The sequence below is a fragment of the Amycolatopsis sp. lyj-84 genome (assembly GCF_046549075.1).
Lineage (GTDB): Bacteria > Actinomycetota > Actinomycetes > Mycobacteriales > Pseudonocardiaceae > Amycolatopsis.
This window is the reverse complement of record NZ_JAJPWO010000003.1, coordinates 470,601-491,267: the sequence shown is the minus strand read 5'-3', so window position 1 is coordinate 491,267 and position 20,667 is coordinate 470,601. Positions and strand designations below refer to the sequence as shown.

Below are 20,667 nucleotides of genomic sequence, written 5' to 3'. Positions count from 1 at the left end.
CCGGGCCGGGTGCGCACGCGAATGTGTACGGCATGGCGAAGAAAACCTGGCGACAGCTGACCGTTTGGCTGCACGTCGTCTCTTCGGTGGGCTGGATGGGACAGGCCTTGGCGCTGTTCACCCTCCTGGCGATCGGGCGCACCACCGACGACGGCGCGATCCGCGTCGCGGCGACGTCCATGGCGCACGAGATCGACTCGCTTCTCCTGGCACCGCTCGCCAACGCGTCGGCCTTCACCGGCTTCATGCTCGCCGCGACGACGGCGTGGGGTTTCACCCGGCATTGGTGGGTGCTGGCGAAGTTCGTGATCACGCTCGTGCAGCTCTACGCCGGGATCTTCCTGCTGTCGGGCGCTTTGCGGGACTCCGTCGTGGCGGCGAGGGCCGGTGATCCGGCGCCCGCGTCGGTGGCGCTGGTGGCGGGCACCGCGCTGATGGCGAGCGCGCTGGCGTTCCAGGCGTGGCTTTCGGTGGCGAAGCCGTGGGGCAAGGCCCGGACCGGACCGAAACTGCCGACGGCGCCGACGTGGATGTTCGTCGCCGCCGTCGCCGCGCCGCTCGCCGACATCACGGTGGGCCTGATGCTCGGGTACCCGTTGCCGGCGCTCTCGCTGATCGTGCTGATCGTGCGGCTGGTCCAGCGCCGCCGGGAGCTGAAGGACGCCTTCCCCTCATCCCACGCGGTGAAGGGCGCTTTCCCCACATGACATGCGGGGAAAGTCCCCTTCAGCCCCCGAGCCGGTCCACCGCCGTGATCCGGATGACCGCCGCACCGGCTTCGTCCGAAGCGGCCAAGTCGACCTCCGCGCTGATGCCCCAGTCGTGATCGCCCGCCGGATCGTCGAAGATCTGCCGCAGCCGCCAGACCTCCGCCTCCTTCTCGATGATCAGCAGCTGCGGCCCGCGGGCGTCCGGCCCGATGCCGAGCGTTTCGTGCTCGTCGAAGTAGTCCTCGATGGCGTCTTCCCACGCGTCCGCGTCCCAGCCCGACGCCGCGTCCAGTTCACCGAGCGCCCAGAAGGACCGCCGCGACGCCAGCTCGACCCGCCGGAACAGCTCGTTCCGCACGAGCACCCGGAAGGCCCGCTCGTTCCGCGTGACCGCGGGCGGTTCGGACGGCGGCCGGACCGAAACCGGACCCTCTTCTTCGGGATGCCGCAAGGCTTCCCATTCGTCCAGCAGGCTCGAGTCGACCTGGCGCACCAGTTCACCCAGCCATTCGATGAGGTCCTGCAGCCCCTCGGTCTTGGCCTCGTCGGGAACCGTGTGCCGGAGCGAGTCGTAGGTGTCGGTGAGGTACCGCAGCACCAGCCCTTCCGAGCGGGCGAGCTGGTAGAACCCGATGTACTCGACGAAGTTCATCGCGCGCTCGTACATGTCGCGCACGACGGACTTCGGCTTGAGCTCGTAGTCGTCGACCCACGGATGTCCTTGCCGGTAGCGGGAATACGCCGCTTCCAGCAGTTCCTCCAGCGGCTTCGGGTACGTGACGTTCTCGAGCAGTTCCATCCGCTCGTCGTACTCGATGCCTTCGGCCTTCATCGCCTGCACGGCCTCGCCGCGCGCCTTGAACTGCTGCTGCGAAAGGACCGGACGAGGATTGTCCACTGTGGATTCCACAATGGACACGACGTCGAGCGGATAGGACGGCGATTCGACGTCGAGCAGTTCGATCGCGGCCAGCGCGAACGGCGAAAGCGGCTGGTTCAGCGCGAAGTCGAACTGCAGGTCCACGGTGAGCCGGACGATCCGGCCCTGCTCGTCGGGTTCGTCGAGCCGTTCCACGACACCGGCCGCGAGCAGCGCGCGGTAGATCGCGATCGCGCGCAGGATCAGTTTCCGCTGAGCGGGACGGTCGGAATGGTTGCCCTCCAGCAGATGCCGCATCGAATCGAACGCGTTGCCCGGCCGGGAGACGACGTTCAGCAGCATCGAGTGGCTGACGTGGAAGCTCGAAGTGAGCGGTTCCGGTTCGGCCGCGATCAGCCGGTCGAAGGTGCTCTCCGTCCAGTTGACGAACCCTTCGGGCGCCTTCTTGCGGACGATCTTCTTTTTCTTCTTGGGATCGTCGCCCGCCTTCTCCAGCGCCTTGGCGTTTTCGACGACGTGGTCCGGTGCCTGCACGACGACGTACCCGTCGGTGTCGTAGCCTGCCCGGCCCGCGCGTCCGGCGATCTGGTGGAACTCACGCGCCTTGAGGTGCCGCTGCCGCACTCCGTCGTACTTCGTCAGCGCGGAGAAGACCACTGTGCGGATAGGTACGTTGATGCCGACGCCGAGCGTGTCGGTTCCGCAGATCACCTTCAGCAGCCCGGCTTGCGCGAGCTGTTCGACCAGGCGCCGGTACTTCGGCAGCATCCCGGCGTGGTGCACGCCGATACCGTGCCGGACCAGCCGCGACAGCGTCTTCCCGAACCCGGCGGCGAAGCGGAAATCACCGAGCAGCTCGGCGATGGCCTCCTTTTCCGCCTTGGTGGTGACGTTGATGCTCATCAGCGTCTGCGCGCGCTCGATCGCCGCCGCCTGCGAGAAGTGCACGACGTAGACCGGCGACTGACCGCCGTTGAGCAGCTCGGACATCGTCTCGTGCAACGGCGTCAGCGCGTAGCGGAAGGTGAGCGGCACGGGCCGCTCCGCCGAAGTGACCACCGCGGTCGGCCGCCCGGTCCGGCGGGTGAGGTCCTTCTCGAAGAACGAGACGTCGCCGAGTGTCGCCGACATCAGCACGAACTGCGCCTTCGGCAGTTCCAGCAGCGGCACCTGCCACGCCCAGCCGCGGTCGGGCTCGGAGTAGAAGTGGAACTCGTCCGCGATGACCTGGCCGACCGGCGCGTCGGCACCGAACCGCAACGCCATGTTCGCCAGGATTTCCGCCGTGCAGCAGATGATCGGCGCGTCGGCGTTCACCGCGGAGTCGCCGGTCATCATGCCGACGTTCTCCGGGCCGAAGATCTCGATGAGCTGGAAGAACTTCTCCGAGACGAGAGCCTTGATCGGGGCCGTGTAGTAGCTGCGGCGGCCGTACGCGAGCGCGGTGAAGTGGGCCCCGACGGCGACCAGGCTCTTCCCGGACCCCGTCGGCGTCGACAGGATCAGGTTCGCGCCGGAGACCACTTCGATGATGGCCTCCTCCTGCGCGGGGTACAGCTCTAACCCGCGCTCGGCCGTCCAGGTGGAGAAGGCTTCGAACAGCGAGTCGGGGTCGGGATCCGCAGGCAGGAGGTCTGTAAGAGTCATCAGAGGACCTATCGTGCCATCCGTTGGTCGCTTCTTGCCCAGGGGTGATCGCGCCCATCGGTGGAAACCCGTAGGCTTCGCGGTACCGCGCACCCACCGGGCATGACATCATCCGGCCGCGCGTACACGGGCGGTAATCCGAGAGGGCTAAGGAATGGCACAGGACATCATCCCGATCGAACTCGGCCTGCCACAGGGTGACGTCGTCACTCTCTGGGCGCCGCGCTGGCGGGAAGACGGCGAGGAGTGGGAAGCCTTCCTCGGCGACGAGGAAGACCTGTACGCCTTCCCCGACGCCGCGCATCTCGCCGCGTTCGTGCGGACTTCGGAGCAGCACGACCTGCTCGACCACCCCGCGTGGGAGGTCGTACCGGCGCTGAACGTCCCCGAGCTGATCCCGGACGACGACCACACCTACGACCTGGTGGGTGTCCCCGAGCTCGTCGCCGAGAAGCCGGACCAGTGGACGCTGGGCGAGCTGGCCGAGATCATCGGCATCGTGCGTTCGCTCGCGGACGTGTGCGAGCTCGAAGACGTCCACGAGGTCCTGGACGCGCACGAGAGCTTCTCGCTGCTGGATCAGGGCACGCTGCCCTTCTCCGGCCGCGACGGCGAGCGCCTCTGGGCCGACCTCTCGCAGGCCGTCTCCGAGAAGTGGGACATCGTGCTCGACGCGATCGACGGTCTCGTGACCGCGCCCGACGTCGACGAGAAGCTGCTGGAGCAGACGGCGGAGGAGCTCGCGACCTTCCTCGCGGAGTCCGCCGAAGCCGAGGCCGCCGCCGCTGACGACGAGGACCTCGAAGACGTCGACGCGGACGATGACGAGGAAGACGACGAGCCCGTCGGCTTCTGGGGCGAGGTCGGCATCGACCCGATCAAGATCATCACCTCCGGCGCCGAGTACTACACCCTGCGCTGCTATCTCGACGACAAGCCGATCTTCCTCGGCAGTGAAGGCGAGATCGACGTCTTCTCCTCCGAGAAGGCCCTGATCCGCGCGATCGCGGACGGCAAGGAGCTGGCGGACAACGATCTCGCCCAAGTGTCCACTTGGGACGAGGTGACCACGAAGGCCACCGCGGGCGAGCTCGAGATCGAGGTCGACACCGAGAACACCTACGTGCTGACCGGGATCGCCGACGACATCGCCGAAGGGCCCGAGTCGATCGACCCGACCCAGCTGGAGCTGGCCGTCGAGCTGATCACCGACGCCGCCGAGTGGGCCGAGGACGACAGCGTCGAAACCGCGCTGGCCGCCAACGAAAGCCTCGGCTGGCTGGTGTCGTTCGTGCTGCGGCCGGACCCCACTCGCCTCGAGCCGAGTGCCCCGTTCGACGCCGAGCAGTCCGAGTGGCGCAAGCTCGTCGAGACCTTCGAGAACCGCCTCACGGTCGTCTGATCCACCCGCGAAAGGGCCCCTCAGGTTCGTCCTGAGGGGCTCTTTTCGTCTTTGACGGGCACCAGCGCGATGGCCAGCACCGGGAAGACCGCGGCCACGCAGAACGCCAGGGCGTACCGCGAATCGCCGATCACGAGGCCCAGCATCGGCGGGGTCAGCGCGGCGGCGATGTTCTGGCCGGTGTTCTGCGTGCCCATCGCCCGGCCCGCCCACGCGAGCCCGGCCATCTCCGCCGACGCGGTGAAGCCGAGTCCGTTGTCGGACACGGTGATCACCGCGGCCAGGACGAGCGCGAGCAGCACCAGCCACGGGCCCGTCGCGTCCCCGAGCGCGACCAACAGCATCACCGCGGCACTCGCGATCGCGAGTTGCCGCATCGGCCGCAACCGGCTGCCGACGCGGTCGGACCAGCGGCCCGAAACGAGCCTGCCCAGCGCGCCGAGGATCTGCACGGCCCCGACGAACCAGCCCGCCGACGCGGCCGTCCAGTGATGCATGGTCACCAGGTACACCGGCGTGAACGCGGAGACGGTGAACTGCGGGACGACGAGCAACGCGCTCGCGCCGTGGACCCGCCACAACGCCGGCTTCCGGTACGGCGACGGCGGCTTCTCCCCCGTGCCCGCCCCGGTCTCCGGACGCGGCGGGTCGACCAGCAGCCAGGCGACGAGCAGCGCGACGACGATCGCGGCCAGCGCGGGCAGCATGAGCGAGACCTGGAAACCCCAGCGATCCGCGAGCGGCGGGAGGCCGAACGCGGCGACGCCCACCCCGAGCGGCTGGGCCATCTGGCGGATGCCCATCGCGAAGCCCCGTTCGGCCGGGCCGAACCAGCCGAGGACGGCCCGGCCGCTCGCGGCGTTCACTGACGCGGTGCTCGCACCGGCGAGCAGGAACACTCCAAAGAGGATCCCGAGCGAGTGGTCACCGGCGGCCGCGTACACGAGGAGTAACCCCGAGACGCCCAGTCCGAGCGCCATTACCAAACGCTCTCCGTAACGGTCCGCGGCCGCACCCCACAGGATCAAGGTGAACAACAGGCCAAGACTCGGCGCCGCGACCACCGTTCCCGCTTCGGCGAGGCTGAGGCCCTCCGCACGCTGCATGGACGGCACCAGGAACGGGATCCCGTAGAGGAACGAACAGCTCGCGGTCTGCGCGGCGAGGCCGAGCGCGAGGATGAGCCAGCGTCGTTTTCCGCCGATCCCCACGTCCATGACCTGCGCCATCGTCGCCACCGTTCCACTATTTGGGAAAGTTCTCCTATATAGTGAAATATAGTTGGCTATGCTAACGAACGCAACCGCCCCTCGGGCGTCAGCGCAGCGCGGCGTACCCGGGCTTGATGACCGTGTTGATGATGTCGAGCCGCTGGTCGAAATCGAGGAACGCGGATTTCATCGCATTGATGGTGAACCACTCGAGATCGGCCAGCCCGAAGCCGAAGGCCTCGGCCAGCGCGGCGAATTCGCTGGTCATCGAGCAGCCGCTCATCAGCCGGTTGTCGGTGTTGACGGTGACCCGGAAGCGCAGCCGGGCGAGCAGGCCGATGGGATGCTCGCCGAGCGAGCGCACCGCTCCCGTCTGGACATTGGACGTGGGGCAGATCTCCAGCGGGATCCGGCGGTCGCGGACGTAGGCGGCCAACCGTCCCAAATGGACCGTGCCGTCACTGTCGGTCTTGATGTCGTCGACGATGCGCACACCGTGGCCGAGCCGCTCCGCGCCGCAATGCTGAATCGCCTCCCAAATGGACGCGAGCCCGAACGCCTCCCCGGCATGAATGGTGAAATGCGCATTATTCGTCCGCAAAAACTCGAATGCGTCGAGATTTCTGGTAGGCGGAAATCCGTCTTCCGGTCCGGCGATGTCGAACCCGACGACGCCGGCGTCGCGGTAGCGGACGGCGAGACCGGCGATCTCGAGCGCGCGGGCGTGCTGGCGCATCGCGCAGAGCAACGTCCCGACCCGGATCCGGCCGCCCGCGGCCGCCACTCTCCGTTCACCTTCCGCGAACCCGGCCTGAATAGCCTCGACCACCGCATCGAGTGACAGCCCGCGTTCGACGAAGAGTTCGGGGGCATAGCGCACCTCGGCGTACACGACCCCGTCGGCGGCGAGGTCTTCGACCGCTTCGGCGGCCACTCTGACCAGCGCTTCCTCGGTCTGCATCACGCCGCAGGTATGCGCGAACGTCTCAAGGTACGAGACGAGAGAGCCGGAATCAGCGGCGTCGCGGAACCATCGGCCGAGGTCGACGGGATCACTGGTGGGCAAGGCGGTGTACCCGGTCAGGTCGGCGAGTTCGGCGACCGTCGCGGGACGCAAGCCGCCGTCCAGGTGGTCGTGCAGGAGGACCTTGGGAGCGCGGGTCAGTACCGCCTCCGGGATGCGGGAACTGGTGCTTTCAGAGGACATACGTAACGGTAACCAGGCTGTCATTCCCCTACATGGAGGTAACTCTCCGGCGCCGGTTAACCCTCAGCTTTGTCGATCACGGGCTGAATCGGCCATCAGGGCAGAGCTCGGCATTGTCCGATACCCGGGGGCCATACGCACAGCAATTTCGCAATGGATAAGCTTCACGTCACGTCCCTCCCATTTCCCCGCCCACGAAGGACACCGCAGTGACCACTGACAACCACATTGCAGCCCCGTCCTTCGACCGGATGCGCAACATGCTGGTGCGCGCGGCCGAAGTGCGTGAGAGCGAACAGCAGCAGATCTTCGACGCGCTCGACGACATCTACGCACGTCTGGCGCCGGTCGACTCCCTCGGCGCGGTCCGCAAGCGCCTCTCGGAGATGCCCGACCGCACCGAGACCAGCGTGCTCGCCGAGCGCCTCGACGAGACCATGTCGCGGCTCGAAGCGCAGGACACCGCGATCGCCGCGCTGACCCGCGCCGTCGAAAGCATCGTCGACAAGCTCGCCAAGCCCTTCGCCCAGCTCGACGGCCGCCTCGACGGCATGGCCGCGAAGTTCGAAGGCGTCGCGGGCCGGATGGACGGGCTCGAGGACAAGCTCCAGAACATCCACCGTCGTCTCGACGAGCTCGGCTCGCACCTGGACAAGCAGGACGTGAAGACCGACTCGCTGCCCCAGTCGGTGATCGGCCCGGTGCGCGAGCGCGTCGAGCAGGCCGAGTCGGTCCTGCGCGACCGCGTCGACACCGTCGACCGCGAGCTGCGCACCCGCGTCGAGAACCTCGACAAGGCCACCAAGGAAAGCCTCACCGCGAACACCGAGGCGCTGAAGACCGCGCTGACCGAGACCGGCGAGATGATCGACGCCTCGGAGCGCCTCGACGGCCTCGGCGACCGCCTCGAGAAGGTCACCTCGCGGCTCGACGACCTGGCCGAGCGGCTCGACAAGGTCGAGGACGGCTTCACCGGGCGCCTCGGCGACCTCGACGGCTCGATCCGCAGCGGTCTGTCGAAGGTCGAGAGCACGCTGCAGAAGCAGCCGGACACCGACTCGGTCGACACCCTGGTGCGCAAGAGCAACGACGAGTCCGTGCGCCGCATCGGCGGTCAGCTGGACGAGGCCATGGCGACCTTCGCGGAGCTGATGCTCGGCGGCGGCCCGGCCGTGCAGCAGATCTCCCCGCCGCCGCCCGCCCCGCGTCAGCCGCGCCGCAGCTCGCGCAACGGCCGGGCTCCCAAGGCGGCCGACGCCAAGGCCAAGGCCGACGGCACCGACGAGACCACCGACTGACGTCTCGCCCCTTCCGCGTTAGTCCTCTAGTTGCGGTCGTTCGTACTACGCACCTCCGCAACCAGAGGACCACACGCGACTCGCCCCTTAGCGCATGAAGGCCCCCCTCCCACGGCTCAGCCACGGGAAGGGGGCCTTCACGCTTCCCGCCCCTCGCGCCCCCTCCGCCCACCTGCGTTTAGCCCCCTAATCGCGATCCGGTGCCCTAGCCCGGCACGTCGCGTTTAGCGGGCTAAACGCGATCCGAGCGGGGGGGGTGGGCACTCCGCGCCCGCGACCGCCTCGCGATCAGTGCCCGCCGCAAGTAGTCCTCTAGTTGCGGTAGTGCGTAATACCAACTACCGCAACTAGAGGACGAAGCTCGGTCAGGAGGGGCGCACGGTCTCCAGGACGAGCGGAGCGGAGGCCGGGGCCTCGGAGCTGACCGCGTAGGCGTCAGCGAGCGCAGCGAGAGCCGAAGGAACCGCATCAGGCGTGTCGGTGTGCAGCTCCAGCAGCGGCTGCCCGGCCGCCACCTCGTCGCCCGGCTTCGCCAGGCACAGCACACCCGCCGCGGCCTGCACCGGATCCTCCTTGCGCGCCCGCCCGGCCCCGAGCCGCCAAGCGGCGACCCCGACCGAATAGGCGTCCAGGGAAGACAAGACACCATCCGCGGGCGCCTCCACGACATGGACGTGCCGAGGCCGCGGCAGCGCGGCCTCCGGATCCCCGCCCTGAGCGGAGATCATCCGGCACCAGGTCTCGTACGCCTGCCCGGACGCGAGCACCGCGGCCGGGTCCACATCGGACAGACCTGCCAACGCCAGCATCTCCCTGGCCAAAGCCACGGTCAGCTCGACGACGTCCGCCGGGCCACCGCCGCGCAGGACCTCGACCGACTCCGCGACCTCGATCGCGTTGCCGACGGCGTATCCCAACGGCACGTTCATGTCCGTGATCAGCGCCGTCGTCGCGACGCCGTGCGCGGTCCCGATCTCCACCAGCGTCCGCGCGAGTTCACGGGCCTGCGGCAGCGTCTTCATGAACGCGCCCGACCCGGTCTTCACGTCGAGCACGAGACCGGCCGAGCCTTCCGCGATCTTCTTGCTCATGATCGAACTCGCGATCAGCGGGATCGACTCAACCGTCGAAGTCACGTCCCGCAGCGCGTACAGCTTCTTGTCCGCGGGAGCCAGCCCGGACGTCGCCGCGCAGACCACCGCGCCGACCTCGTCCAGCTGCCGGATGATCTCCGACGTCGACAAAGCGGCACGCCAGCCCTGAATCGACTCCAGTTTGTCCAGCGTCCCGCCTGTGTGCCCGAGCCCGCGCCCGGACAGCTGCGGCACGGCCGCCCCGCACGCCGCCACGAGCGGCGCCAGCGGAAGCGTGATCTTGTCGCCGACACCGCCCGTCGAATGCTTGTCGATCGTCGGACGGCTGACCTTCAGGTCCAGCCGCTCCCCCGACTCGATCATCGCCCCCGTCCAGCGCGAGATCTCGCCCGAGTCCATCCCCCGCAGGAAGATGGCCATCGCGAGCGCGGCCATCTGCTCCTCGGCGATGTCCCCGCGCGTGTACGCGTCGATGGTCCAGTCGATCTGCTCGTCGCTGAGCCGTCCGCCGTCCCGCTTCGCGCGGATGACGTCGACGGCGGCGAACGCGCTCATTTGTTCTCCGGCAGATCGTCGGGCCCGAAAGCGTCCGGCAGCACCGACGACATCGGCAGGATGCCGCTCGGGGTGTCCACCAGGCAGTCCGCGCCGCCGTGCTCGAACAGGATCTGACGGCAGCGCCCGCACGGCATCAGCAGATCGCCTTCGCCGCTGCGGCACGCGACGGCGACGAGCTTGCCGCCGCCGGTCAGCCGCAGCTGCCCCGCCATCGTGCATTCCGCGCACATTCCCAAGCCGTACGAAGCGTTTTCGACGTTGCAGCCGACGACGATCCGGCCGTCGTCCACCACACCCGCGACACCGACGTGCAGACCCGAGTAGGGCGCGTACGCCGACTTCGCCGCCTCGACGGCTTGAGCCCGCAGGGCTTCCCAGTCGTACTCCGCCATGTCAGTCCTCACCTCGCCGGTACAGTGCGCCGTCCGCCTTGGGCGGCCGTAGCCGCTGCGAAGCGACGGCCAGCACGATCAGCGTCACGAAGTGCGCGGTGTACGGGATGAGGTCGCCCGACAGGTCGTCGTTGGTCCAGTAGATCGCGTACAGCAGACCGGCGCCGGCGACACCGAGCGCGGAAGCGATCCACTGACGGCGGAACAACTGCACGACCACGATCACGGCGAGCAGGATCACCGCGCCGTACAGCAGCGCGAGCACCGCGGTCCCGCCACCGGAAAGCTGGAGCCCGTCCGCGTAGCCGAACAGCGCCGCGCCACCGAGCAGGCCACCCGGCCGCCAGTTGCCGAAGATCATCGCCGCGAGACCGATGTAACCGCGGTTGTTGGTCTGGTTCTCCAGATAGTCCGCCCCGCCGGCGAGCAGCACGAGCGACGCGCCACCCATCCCCGCCAGCCCGCCGGAGATGATCATGGCGACGTACTTGTGCGCGTACACGTTGACACCGAGGGACTCGGCCGCCACCGGGTTCTCACCGCACGACCGCAGCCGCAGGCCGAACCGCGTCCGCCACAGCACGAGGTAGCTGATCGGGACGAGCGCGATCGCGATCATCGTCAACGGCGCCACCTCGGTGATCAGGCCGTTGACGACCCCGGCGAGGTCGGACAGGAAGACACGCTGCATCTTCTCCAGGTCCGAAAGCCAGTCCGAGAGGAACGTCGCCGAGTAGGTGTCGAACTTCGGGACCGGCGGCGACTGGCGCGGGTTCCCCGAAAGCGGGGTGAACACCAGGTTCGCGAGGTACTTCGCGACGCCGAGACCGAGCAGGTTGATCGCCACACCGGAGACGATGTGGTTGACGTTGAAGGTCACCGTCGCGACGGCGTGCAGCAGACCGCCGAGCGCGCCGAACACGATCGCCGCGACCAGGCCCCACCAGACACCGCCGTAGTACGCGCCCCAAGCGGCACCCCAGGTGCCGAGGATCATCATGCCTTCGAGGCCGATGTTGATCACGCCCGCGCGTTCGGCCCAGAGGCCGCCGAGCGCGCACAGCAGGATCGGCAACGCCAGCCGCAGCGCGGTGTGCGCGGTGTTGGTCGAGGTCAGCGTGTTGACGCCGGTGGCGTACGAAGCGGCCGAAAGCACACCGATCGCGAGCAGACCCCAGATGGCGCCCTTGGCCCAGCCGGGAAGACGGCGCTTCTGCCGTTTCACCGGCATGGTGGTCCCGCCCGAGTTGGGCGAAAGAACGTCCGCGGTGGTCACACCGCACCTCCCTCGGACACGCTGGAACCCTTACCCGCCAGCGCGCGACCGACGCGTCGCTGTTCGGCGGCCAGGTCCGCGCGGCGCACGATCTCGTACGCGATGACGACCGACAGCACGATCACGCCCTGCATGATCACTGCGATCTCTTTGGACACGTTGATCTGCTCCAGCGAAACGGCGGACCGGTCGAGGAACGCCCACAGCAGGGCGCCCAGCGCGATCCCCGCCGGGTGGTTGCGCCCGAGCAGGGCGACCGCGATGCCGGTGAAGCCGTACATCTGGGTCGAGGTGATGCCGTAGGTGAAGTCGCGGCCGAGCAGTTCCGGCATCGCGATCAGACCGGCGACACCGCCGGAAAGCAGCATCGCGATCAGCGTCATCTTCTTGGCGTTCACGCCGCCCGCGGCGGCCGCCGTCGTCGATTCGCCGGAGGCCTTCAGCTCGAAGCCGAACCGGGTCCGGTTGAGCATGAACCAGTAGGCGGCGCCGATCAGGATCGCGATGAACACGAACCCGAACAGCTCACCGGAGCCGATCGGGATACCCGGGATCCGGCCGGTTTCGGCGATCTCGCGGGTGGCGATGTTGTTGCCGGTCTGCACGCCGAACTGGTCGGCGTTGACCAGGAACGCCACGATGCCACCGACGATCGCGTTCAGCATGATCGTCGAGATGACCTCGGAAACACCGCGGGTCACCTTCAGCACGGCCGGGATGGCCGCGTAGAGCATGCCGCTGGCCACCGCGACGACGAGGATCGCCAGCACGTGGATCACCGGCGGCAGCTTCAGCGCCCCGCCGATGATGGCGGTGACGATGGCGGCGAACCGGTACTGGCCCTCGACCCCGATGTTGAAGAGGTTCATCTGGAAGCCGATGGCCACCGCGAGACCGGACAGGTAGTACACGGTCGCGAGGTTGACCGTGTCGATCGCCGTCGAGCCCTTGAACAGCTGGCCGATCATGGTGCCGTAGGCCTCGAGCGGATTCGCGCCCGAGATGATCAGCGCGATCGCGGTCAGGATGACGGCGAAAACGATCGCGAGCAGAGGCGGCAGCAGCCTCGTACGCCAGGAACTCACGACACACCTTCTTCATCGGAATCTTCGGAAGCCCCGGTCATCGCGGAGCCCAGTTGCTGCGGCGTCACGGTCGCGGGGTCGGCCTCGCCGACCAGCCGCCCGCGGAGCATGACCTGGATGGTGTCGGACAGCCCGATCAGCTCGTCGAGGTCGGCCGACACCAGAAGCACGGCCAGCCCGGCCGCGCGCGCCTGCCGGATCTGTTCCCAGATCAACGCCTGCGCGCCGACGTCGACACCGCGCGTCGGATGCGAAGCGATCAGCAGCACCGGGTTCCCGGAGAGCTCGCGGCCGACGATCAGCTTCTGCTGGTTACCGCCCGAAAGCGCGGCGGCCGGGACGTCGATGCCCGGCGTGCGGACGTCGTACTGCTCGACGATGCGGCGGGTGTCCTGGCGTGCGCCGAGGATGTCGAGAAGCTGGCCTTTCGCGACCGGCTTCCGGGTCTGGTAGCCGAGGATCCGGTTGACCCACAACGGCTGGGTGAGCAGGAGGCTGTGCCGCGTGCGGTCTTCGGCGATGTAGCCGATGCCTGCCTCGCGGCGGGCGAGCGTCCCCAGTTTGTGCAGTTCGACGGCCTTGCCGTCGGTGTCGACGAGTTCGATCCGGCCGCCGCCCTTGCGCATGCCCATGATCGTTTCGACGAGTTCGGTCTGGCCGTTGCCTTCGACACCGGCGATGCCGAGCACCTCACCGGCGTGCACGGTGAAGGAGATGTGGTCGAGGACGTTCCGCTCGGAACCCTCGACGCTCAGGCAGACGTCGTCCAGGCGCAGCACGGGCCGGTCGGTCACGGTGGACTCGCGGGTTTCCGGGCTGGGCAGTTCCGAACCGACCATCATCTCGGCCAGCTGACGCGAGGTGATCGCCTTCGGATCGGCCGTGCCGACGGTGGTGCCGCGGCGGATCACGGTGACCGTGTCGGCGATCGCGCGCACCTCGTCGAGCTTGTGCGAGATGAAGAGGAAGGTGAAACCCTCCGCCTGCATGCCGCGGACCGTCTCGAACAGCGCGTCGACCTCCTGCGGCACGAGCACCGCCGTCGGCTCGTCGAGGATGATGATCCGCGCGCCGCGGTAGAGCACCTTCACGATCTCCACGCGCTGGCGATCGGCGACGCCGAGTTCTTCGAGCAGCGTGTCCGGGCGGACGTGCAGGCCGACCTGCTCGGCCAGCTTCCCGAGCTTCGCCTTGGCCGCGCGGCCGATGCCGTGCAGGCCCTCGGCGCCGAGGAAGACGTTCTCCCCGACGGTCAGGTTGTCGGCCAGCATGAAGTGCTGGTGGACCATCCCGATACCGGCTCGCATGGCGTCCTGCGGGTTGCGCAGTTTCACCGGTGAACCGTTGATCGCGATGCTGCCCTCGTCCGGCTGCTGCATGCCGTAGAGGATCTTCATCAGGGTGGACTTGCCGGCGCCGTTCTCGCCGCAGACGGCGTGCACCTCACCCTTGGCGACGGTGAGGTTGACGTCGGAGTTGGCCACCACACCCGGGAATCGTTTGGTGATCCCGGTCAGCTGCACGGCCGGTTCACCCCGGTCGGGGGCGTCGGTGACCTCGGCCTGGGGAGCGCTCATGAAAAGCCATCCAGTTCTGGGAGACAAAACAGGTGGGGGCTCGGAAGGGTTACCCTCCCGAGCCCCGCTGTCTGGTGGAGCTTACTTCTGCGGCTTGTCCGAGACGGTGATCGCCCCGGAGACGATCTGCGCCTTGTAGCCGTCGAGCACGTCCTTGATGTCGTCGATCTTGCCGCCGGAGGTGGCGTAGCCGACGCCGTCGACCTTGAGGTCGAAGCGCTTCGGCAGCGACGTCAGGTCACCCTTGGCCAGCGCGCGCAGGTAGTCGAACACCGCCACGTCGACACGCTTGAGCATCGAGGTGATGATGACGTCCTTCGACGCCTCGACCGTCTTCTGGTTGAACTGGTCGGAGTCGACGCCGATGGCGAGCGCGTTGTTGGTCTTCGCGGCCTCGAAAACGCCCTTACCGGAGGCTCCGGCGGCGTGGTAGACGACGTCCGCGCCCTTGGCGATCTGCGCGGCGGCCTTGACGTTGCCCTTCGCCGGGTCCTGGAACCCGGAGAAGTCGCCGGCCGGGGTGAGGTACTCGTCCTCGATGACGGCCTTGGACGAAGCGGCCTTCACGCCCTGCAGGAAGCCGGCCTCGAACTTCTGGATCAGCGGCGTGTTCACGCCACCGACGAAGCCGACGTGGCACTTCTTCGACTTGTAGACGGCGGCGACACCGGCCAGGAACGAGCCCTGCTCCTCGGCGAAGACCAGCGGGGTGACGTTCGGGGCCTTGACGGAGTCGTCGTCGACGATCGCGAACTGGGTGTTCGGGTACTTCGGCGCGATGGCGCCGACGGCCTTGGCGTAGGCGAAGCCGACCGCGATGATCGGGCTGAAGCCCTGAGTGGCGAGCTGGTCGAGACGCTGCGACTTCGCGGCCTCGTCTTCGGACGTCGCCGCGGTGCTCTCACTGACCGCGGTCACGCCGAGTTCGGCCTTGGCCTTGTCGGTGCCGGCGGCTGCGGAGTCGTTGAACGACGCGTCGCCACGACCGCCGACGTCGAAGGCCAGTGCGACCTTGAGCTTGCTGCCGTCGACCTTCTCACCGCTCTGGGTGCTGCTCGAGGCGGCGGCCGCGGCGGGCGGCTTCGGCGCGGTCACGCAGCTGGCGGACTGGTCCCCCGTGCTCGCGTTGTTGTTGTTCCCCGCTCCGGAATCCTTCGCGCACCCGGTCAGTGCGAGTGCACCGGCCATGGTGACGGCGGCCAGCGCGGTTCCACGCATGCGACGCAACGTGTGTCTCCCTCCCCGCTGATCCAGCGGATGGTCCGAAGAAACGACCCGGCGACACTGCCGGGTTCGACCGAGAGACGGTACCTAACGGCTGCTTAGCCGCCATAGGAAAGGCACGCTACGTAACACAAACGTTTACTCATGAGTCGTAAGCGCGACGGAGGGAGTACTTACGGTGATCATTGCTGGCAGTACTCGGCCCCCTGGCCGCGTGAAGGCCCGAAGATCGTCACGCACCGTTCAGGGCCATCCGGCGGGTGACCTGTGACGACCGTCGCGTCCACAGTGGACGAACTGGTGAGTTACGCGGTCCCCGTCACTCGATCGTGCGATGGCCTCGATGTCTGGTCCATCACACAGACGAACCCGGAGGTGAGCCCACCGTGAGGAGCGGGTCTAGCATCCCTTTTATCCACGCTCGATGACCATGATCTCGGCACCGTCGCCGGAGCCGTCCCCAGGTGGGCGACCCGGCGGCAGGCGCGGAAACCAGCGGTCAGCGGGCCCAAGCCATGACGTTGGAGGCCGTTCACCGATGTCCACCACGGCTAGCACCGCCTCTGAGGCGGCCGCGAGCGATCGGGCGGGTGCCTCACGCCGGCAGGGGACCTTCTACCGGGGCGACCCCGGTATGTGGTCCTGGGTGCTGCACCGCATCACCGGCGTGCTGACATTCTTCTTCCTCTTCGTGCACGTCCTCGACACGGCGCTCGTGCGCGTGTCGCCCGACACGTACAACGAGGTCATCGAGACCTACAAGACCCCGCTGGTCAACCTCCTCGAGGTCGGCCTGGTCGGCGCGGTGCTGTTCCACGCGCTCAACGGCATCCGGGTCATGCTGGTCGACTTCTGGGAGAAGGGACCGAAGTTCCAGAAGCCGATGCTCTGGACCATCCTGGCCATCTGGGTCGTGGTGATGATTCCCGGTGCCTTCTTCATGATGAAGCGCACCGTCGAGGTTATGTTCGGGGGGCACTGACCATGGCTGAACTCGCACTCGAGCGCCCGCGCGCACCGAAGCGCGCCGCCGCCCGCCGCAGCAATTTCGAGCTCTACAGCTGGCTGTTCATGCGCATCTCGGGCCTCGCCCTGATCGTGCTGGTGCTCGGCCACCTGTTCATCATGAACATCCTCGACGGCGGCGTGCACCGCATCAACTGGGGCTTCGTCGCCGGCCGCTGGGCTTCGCCGTTCTGGCAGTTCTGGGACCTGTCGATGCTGTGGCTCGCCGAAATCCACGGCGGCAACGGGCTGCGCACGATCATCGACGACTACGCCCGCAAGGACAGCACCCGGTTCTGGCTGAAGATCGTGCTCTACGTCTCGATGGTGCTCATCCTGGCCGTCGGCACGATGGTGATCTTCACCTTCGACCCAGGTATCTCGGCCAACTGACGCCCACCACACGTTAAGCGGAGTCCTCAATGCAGTTCCACAAGTACGACGTGGTGATCGTCGGCGCCGGAGGCGCCGGCATGCGCGCGGCCATCGAGTCCGGCCAGCGCACGCGCACCGCGGTCCTCACCAAGCTCTACCCGACGCGTTCGCACACCGGCGCCGCGCAGGGCGGCATGTGCGCCGCGCTGGCGAACGTCGAAGAGGACAACTGGGAGTGGCACACCTTCGACACGATCAAGGGCGGCGACTACCTGGTCGACCAGGACGCCGCCGAGATCATGGCGAAGGAAGCCATCGACGCGGTCCTCGACCTCGAGAAGATGGGCCTGCCGTTCAACCGGACGCCCGAGGGCAAGATCGACCAGCGCCGCTTCGGCGGGCACACCCGTGACCACGGCAAGGCCGCGGTGCGCCGCGCCTGCTACGCCGCGGACCGCACCGGGCACATGATCCTGCAGACGCTGTACCAGAACTGCGTCAAGCACGGCACGGAGTTCTACAACGAGTTCTACGTGCTCGACCTGGTGCTGACCCCGGACGAGAACGGCAACCCGGTCGCCTCCGGCGTCGTCGCCTACGAGCTGGCCACCGGCGAGCTGCACGTCTTCCAGGCGAAGTCGATCGTGTTCGCCACCGGCGGCGCGGGCAAGATCTTCAAGACGACGTCGAACGCGCACACCCTCACCGGTGACGGCCTCGGCATCATCTTCCGCAAGGGCCTGCCGCTGGAGGACATGGAGTTCTTCCAGTTCCACCCGACAGGTCTCGCCGGGCTCGGCATCCTCATCTCCGAGGCCGTGCGCGGTGAAGGCGGCATCCTCCGCAACGCCGACGGCGAGCGGTTCATGGAGCGCTACGCCCCGACGATCAAGGACCTCGCGCCGCGCGACATCGTCGCCCGGTCGATGGTGCAGGAAGTGCTGCAGGGCCGCGGTTGCGGTCCGAACAAGGACTACGTCGTCCTCGACGTCACGCACATCCCGGAAGAGACGCTGAACGCGAAGCTCCCGGACATCATGGAATTCTCCCGGACGTACCTGGGCGTCGACCCGGTGACCGAGCCGGTGCCGGTGTTCCCGACCTGTCACTACGTGATGGGCGGAATCCCGACGAACATCCACGGCGAAGCGTTGCGGGACAACGAGAACGTCATCCCCGGCCTGTACGCCGCGGGTGAGGTGGCGTGCGTGTCCGTGCACGGCTCGAACCGCCTCGGCACCAACTCGCTGCTCGACATCAACGTCTTCGGGCGTCGCGCGGGCATCGCGGCCGCCGAGTACGCGCTGGCACACGACTTCGTCGAACTGCCGGAGAACCCGACCACCATCGTCGAAGACCAGCTCTCGGGCCTGCTTTCGGAGCACGGTGACGAGCGCGTCGCCGACATCCGCACCGAACTGCAGCGGACGATGGACTCGCACGCTTCCGTGTACCGCACCGAGGACACGCTGAAGCAGGCGTTGACCGACGTGCAGGCACTGAAGGACCGGTACGAGCGGATCACCGTGTCGGACAAGGGGAAGCGGTACAACACCGACGTCCTCGAAGCCGTCGAACTGGGCTTCCTGCTCGAACTCGCCGAAGTTCTCGTCGTCGGCGCCCTGGCGCGCAAGGAGTCCCGCGGCGGTCACGCGCGCGAGGACTACCCGAACCGCGACGACACGAACTTCATGCGGCACACCATGGCCTACAAGCAGGGTTCTGGTCTTGCCTCCGATATCCGACTGGACTACAAGCCGGTGACCTTCACCCGCTACGAACCGATGGAGCGGAAGTACTGATGACCACGGCCACCCCCGAGAAGTCGGAGGCCGTGTCCTCCGACCACACGCCGATCACCGTCACGCTGAAGATCCTGCGGTTCAACCCCGAGATCGACAACGAGCCGCACTGGGAGTCCTACGACGTCCCGGCGCAGCGCACCGACAGGCTGCTGAACCTGCTCTTCTACGTGAAGGACTACATCGACGGGACGTTCTCGTTCCGCCGGTCGTGCGCGCACGGCGTCTGTGGTTCCGACGCGATGCAGATCAACGGCATCAACCGCTTGGCGTGCAAGGTCCTGATGAAGGACCTGCTGGAGACCAACGGCAAGAAGACCACCATCACCATCGCGCCGATCAAGGGCCTGACGACGCTCAAGGACCTTTACGTCGACATGGACCCGTTCTTCGAGGCGTACCGTGCGGTGAAGCCGTACCTGATCGCCTACGGGAACGAGCCCACGCGCGAGCGGATCCAGTCGCAGGCCGACCGCGACCGGTTCGACGACACGACCAAGTGCATCCTGTGCGCCTGCTGCACTTCCTCGTGCCCGGTGTACTGGAACGACGGCTCGTACTTCGGCCCGGCCGCGATCGTCAACGCGCACCGGTTCATCTTCGACTCGCGTGACGAAGGCGCCGAAGAGCGGCTCGACATCCTGAACGACTCCGAAGGCGTTTGGCGCTGCCGGACGACGTTCAACTGCACCGACGCGTGCCCGCGTGGCATCCAGGTGACGAAGGCGATCCAGGAAGTCAAGCGAGCGCTGCTCTTCAAGCGCGTCTAACGCTTCTAGCTGTCCGTGAAGGCCTCCTTCCCTACTCTCAAGGTAGGGAAGGAGGCCTTCACGGCATTCCGGGAGTTATCCACAACACCCCAGTTATCCACAGGTTCGCAAAGTGGGGCTGCCACGGCCGGGTCCCATGCGGACAGGCTGGACCACGTGGTCAAGAGGGGAAGATGGGCACAGCATCCCGAACTGCTGCTAGCGCGAAGCCGTAATGGCGTCGTCCGGGTCGCTGACCTGGAATCACTGGAGATGCCCAGCAAGACGATCTACAGCCGATGCTTGCCGGGTGGTCCATGGCAGCGACTTCTACCCGGCATAGTCCTGCTGCACGACCAGAAGCCGACCTCCACGGAACTGGTGACCGCGGCGCTCCTGTATTCAGGCGCGGAGGCAATGCTCACCGGCCTCGAAGCCTGTCGGCTCCACGGACTGCGGCCGTCCGCACTCCCGGACGCCCCTGGGCTGCACCTGCTGATCCCGCACGGCCGGAAGGTACGGAGCGTCGGCTTCGTCACCACCGAAAGAACCGTACGACTACCTTCGCCGAACACCCGGGACGGAGTTCCTCTCGCTCCTCTGATCCGCGCGACAACCGACGCTGTTCGGCGGCTCACCGATCCGCTGGTGTCGGAAGAATTGCTCGTCGAGGCGATCCAGCAAGGCAGATGCCATCCGAAGGCTTTACTACGCGAACTCGATCACGGCACTCAGCGAGGAACCGCAGTGCCGAGACGTCTCTTGACCGACTGGGTGGACATCCGCTCGATGGCCGAGTCTCGGGCGAAGGTGCTCAGCCGGCGCCTGAAAACGCCTCCCAGTCACTGGAATGCCGAACTCTTCGACGCTTCCGGTAGATACCTGGGACGGCCGGACGCGTGGTGGGACGACGTCGGCCTCGTGTGGGAAATCGATTCGTTCGACTTTCATTTCCGCCGAGCCGGATACCAACGGACCCTGGACAGGAACACCCGGTACGCGAAGTCCGGGATCGTCGTCGTCCAGACGCTGCCTTCGCAACTGTTGGAGGATCCGGCTGCCGTCCTCACGGACCTGACAACCGCCTGGCAGATCGCGGCTTCCCGCCCTCGCCCCCAGGTTCGTCTCGCCACCGCCGCCTGATGGTCCGTGAAGGCCTCCTTCCCTACCCTGAG

17 protein-coding genes are annotated in these 20,667 nt (G+C 67.3%); 8 read left to right on the top strand and 9 right to left on the bottom strand.

The annotated features are described in order from the left end of the window. Nucleotides 1-32: 32 nt before the first annotated feature. Nucleotides 33-707 carry a hypothetical protein gene (locus ACLJRM_RS12515; protein WP_101612316.1) on the top strand — a complete coding sequence of 225 codons (675 nt, stop codon included), beginning with the start codon at nt 33-35 and terminating at the stop codon, nt 705-707. Between the two features lie 19 nt (nt 708-726). Here the strand turns inward: ACLJRM_RS12515 and ACLJRM_RS12510 are convergent, their stop codons facing one another. Then, complete coding sequence (locus ACLJRM_RS12510; RefSeq protein ID WP_410663054.1) at nt 727-3,237, bottom strand: DEAD/DEAH box helicase; 2,511 nt, start codon at nt 3,235-3,237, stop codon at nt 727-729. A gap of 154 nt (nt 3,238-3,391) precedes the next feature. On the opposite strand from ACLJRM_RS12510, the gene ACLJRM_RS12505 reads away from it, so the two are divergent. Continuing rightward, on the top strand, nt 3,392-4,639 hold the full coding sequence (locus ACLJRM_RS12505) for a primosomal protein (RefSeq protein WP_101612314.1): 1,248 nt from the start codon (nt 3,392-3,394) through the stop codon (nt 4,637-4,639). 20 nt (nt 4,640-4,659) lie between these two features. Here the strand turns inward: ACLJRM_RS12505 and ACLJRM_RS12500 are convergent, their stop codons facing one another. Both ACLJRM_RS12500 and ACLJRM_RS12495 read right to left on the bottom strand, forming a co-directional pair. Continuing rightward, nucleotides 4,660-5,868 carry an MFS transporter gene (locus ACLJRM_RS12500; RefSeq protein ID WP_410663184.1) on the bottom strand — a complete coding sequence of 403 codons (1,209 nt, stop codon included), beginning with the start codon at nt 5,866-5,868 and terminating at the stop codon, nt 4,660-4,662. Between the two features lie 88 nt (nt 5,869-5,956). After that, nucleotides 5,957-7,057 carry an adenosine deaminase gene (locus tag ACLJRM_RS12495; RefSeq protein ID WP_410663053.1) on the bottom strand — a complete coding sequence of 367 codons (1,101 nt, stop codon included), beginning with the start codon at nt 7,055-7,057 and terminating at the stop codon, nt 5,957-5,959. A 209-nt stretch (nt 7,058-7,266) separates the two neighbouring features. On the opposite strand from ACLJRM_RS12495, the gene ACLJRM_RS12490 reads away from it, so the two are divergent. After that, nucleotides 7,267-8,355: a PA containing protein gene (locus ACLJRM_RS12490; protein ID WP_101612312.1), complete on the top strand. Its 1,089-nt coding sequence runs from the start codon at nt 7,267-7,269 to the stop codon at nt 8,353-8,355. A 365-nt stretch (nt 8,356-8,720) separates the two neighbouring features. Here ACLJRM_RS12490 and ACLJRM_RS12485 read toward each other — a convergent pair whose 3' ends face one another. From ACLJRM_RS12485 to ACLJRM_RS12460, 6 genes are all read right to left on the bottom strand, one after another. Further along, a complete protein-coding gene (locus tag ACLJRM_RS12485; RefSeq protein WP_410663052.1) occupies nt 8,721-10,004 on the bottom strand; it encodes a thymidine phosphorylase in 1,284 nt (427 codons plus the stop codon). Further along, nucleotides 10,001-10,399: a cytidine deaminase gene (locus ACLJRM_RS12480; protein WP_101612310.1), complete on the bottom strand. Its 399-nt coding sequence runs from the start codon at nt 10,397-10,399 to the stop codon at nt 10,001-10,003. The genes ACLJRM_RS12485 and ACLJRM_RS12480 overlap by 4 nt, the downstream gene beginning before the upstream one ends. 1 nt (nt 10,400) lies before the next feature. Further along, entirely contained in the window at nt 10,401-11,675 is a 1,275-nt protein-coding gene (locus ACLJRM_RS12475; RefSeq protein WP_168214495.1) for an ABC transporter permease, read from the bottom strand. Continuing rightward, the gene (locus ACLJRM_RS12470) at nt 11,672-12,760 is read right to left on the bottom strand and encodes an ABC transporter permease (RefSeq protein WP_101612309.1); all 1,089 of its coding nucleotides are present in this window, start codon (nt 12,758-12,760) and stop codon (nt 11,672-11,674) included. The genes ACLJRM_RS12475 and ACLJRM_RS12470 overlap by 4 nt, the downstream gene beginning before the upstream one ends. Further along, nucleotides 12,757-14,337: an ABC transporter ATP-binding protein gene (locus ACLJRM_RS12465; RefSeq protein WP_410663051.1), complete on the bottom strand. Its 1,581-nt coding sequence runs from the start codon at nt 14,335-14,337 to the stop codon at nt 12,757-12,759. The genes ACLJRM_RS12470 and ACLJRM_RS12465 overlap by 4 nt, the downstream gene beginning before the upstream one ends. 81 nt (nt 14,338-14,418) lie before the next feature. Then, entirely contained in the window at nt 14,419-15,555 is a 1,137-nt protein-coding gene (locus ACLJRM_RS12460; protein ID WP_101612307.1) for a BMP family protein, read from the bottom strand. A 544-nt stretch (nt 15,556-16,099) separates the two neighbouring features. Between ACLJRM_RS12460 and sdhC the strand changes: the two genes are divergently transcribed. From sdhC to ACLJRM_RS12435, 5 genes are all read left to right on the top strand, one after another. Continuing rightward, a complete protein-coding gene (gene sdhC / locus ACLJRM_RS12455; protein WP_101612306.1) occupies nt 16,100-16,543 on the top strand; it encodes a succinate dehydrogenase, cytochrome b556 subunit in 444 nt (147 codons plus the stop codon). Nucleotides 16,544-16,545: 2 nt separating this feature from the next. Next, the gene (locus ACLJRM_RS12450; protein WP_005165555.1) at nt 16,546-16,959 is read left to right on the top strand and encodes a succinate dehydrogenase hydrophobic membrane anchor subunit; all 414 of its coding nucleotides are present in this window, start codon (nt 16,546-16,548) and stop codon (nt 16,957-16,959) included. A 29-nt stretch (nt 16,960-16,988) separates the two neighbouring features. Then, nucleotides 16,989-18,743 carry a succinate dehydrogenase flavoprotein subunit gene (sdhA, locus tag ACLJRM_RS12445; protein WP_101612305.1) on the top strand — a complete coding sequence of 585 codons (1,755 nt, stop codon included), beginning with the start codon at nt 16,989-16,991 and terminating at the stop codon, nt 18,741-18,743. After that, entirely contained in the window at nt 18,743-19,513 is a 771-nt protein-coding gene (locus tag ACLJRM_RS12440; protein WP_101612304.1) for a succinate dehydrogenase iron-sulfur subunit, read from the top strand. The genes sdhA and ACLJRM_RS12440 overlap by 1 nt, the downstream gene beginning before the upstream one ends. Nucleotides 19,514-19,669: 156 nt before the next feature. After that, entirely contained in the window at nt 19,670-20,635 is a 966-nt protein-coding gene (locus tag ACLJRM_RS12435) for a hypothetical protein (protein WP_410663050.1), read from the top strand. Nucleotides 20,636-20,667: the final 32 nt, after the last annotated feature.

Bases quoted from the DNA above. Each gene is read 5' to 3' on its own strand.
- ACLJRM_RS12515 (WP_101612316.1), top strand. From the start codon at position 33: ATGGCGAAGAAAACCTGGCGACAGCTGACCGTTTGGCTGCACGTCGTC.
- ACLJRM_RS12510 (WP_410663054.1), bottom strand. From the start codon at position 3,237: ATGACTCTTACAGACCTCCTGCCTGCGGATCCCGACCCCGACTCGCTG.
- ACLJRM_RS12505 (WP_101612314.1), top strand. From the start codon at position 3,392: ATGGCACAGGACATCATCCCGATCGAACTCGGCCTGCCACAGGGTGAC.
- ACLJRM_RS12500 (WP_410663184.1), bottom strand. From the start codon at position 5,868: ATGGCGCAGGTCATGGACGTGGGGATCGGCGGAAAACGACGCTGGCTC.
- ACLJRM_RS12495 (WP_410663053.1), bottom strand. From the start codon at position 7,057: ATGTCCTCTGAAAGCACCAGTTCCCGCATCCCGGAGGCGGTACTGACC.
- ACLJRM_RS12485 (WP_410663052.1), bottom strand. From the start codon at position 10,004: ATGAGCGCGTTCGCCGCCGTCGACGTCATCCGCGCGAAGCGGGACGGC.
- ACLJRM_RS12480 (WP_101612310.1), bottom strand. From the start codon at position 10,399: ATGGCGGAGTACGACTGGGAAGCCCTGCGGGCTCAAGCCGTCGAGGCG.
- ACLJRM_RS12465 (WP_410663051.1), bottom strand. From the start codon at position 14,337: ATGAGCGCTCCCCAGGCCGAGGTCACCGACGCCCCCGACCGGGGTGAA.
- ACLJRM_RS12460 (WP_101612307.1), bottom strand. From the start codon at position 15,555: ATGCGTGGAACCGCGCTGGCCGCCGTCACCATGGCCGGTGCACTCGCA.
- sdhC (WP_101612306.1), top strand. From the start codon at position 16,100: ATGTCCACCACGGCTAGCACCGCCTCTGAGGCGGCCGCGAGCGATCGG.
- ACLJRM_RS12450 (WP_005165555.1), top strand. From the start codon at position 16,546: ATGGCTGAACTCGCACTCGAGCGCCCGCGCGCACCGAAGCGCGCCGCC.
- sdhA (WP_101612305.1), top strand. From the start codon at position 16,989: ATGCAGTTCCACAAGTACGACGTGGTGATCGTCGGCGCCGGAGGCGCC.
- ACLJRM_RS12440 (WP_101612304.1), top strand. From the start codon at position 18,743: ATGACCACGGCCACCCCCGAGAAGTCGGAGGCCGTGTCCTCCGACCAC.